The organism is Bacillus sp. AFS073361, assembly GCF_002567005.1.
GTDB lineage: Bacteria > Bacillota > Bacilli > Bacillales > Cytobacillaceae > Neobacillus.
The window spans coordinates 1-245 of record NZ_NUZU01000075.1 but is presented as its reverse complement, the minus strand read 5'-3'; the positions used below and the strand labels follow the sequence as shown (position 1 = coordinate 245).

The window sequence follows — 245 nt, the reverse complement described above, 5'->3', positions numbered from 1 at the left end:
GATTATGCTTCCGACAATGCCCGTACCATTTGTTACGGCAATGTATCAGATGAAGCAAAGCGCTTGATGGAAGCATGTTCCCTTGGATATGAAGAGTGTTTACCAAAAATTTATGCTGGTATGACAGGAATTGAGGCTGACCGGGTGATTCGGGAAGCGTTCAGAAAGCATGGAGTAGATGAATATTTAGTAGAAGTGAGTGAAGGTAGAACTGGTGCCCATGCAACAGGTATGGACCCTGAAGA

The 245-nt window shown here is 44.5% G+C and carries 1 protein-coding gene; it reads left to right on the top strand.

From position 1 onward, the window contains the following. Positions 1 to 245: M24 family metallopeptidase (locus tag COJ96_RS25365; RefSeq protein WP_142333055.1), on the top strand; the 245-nt coding region annotated here is incomplete at both ends.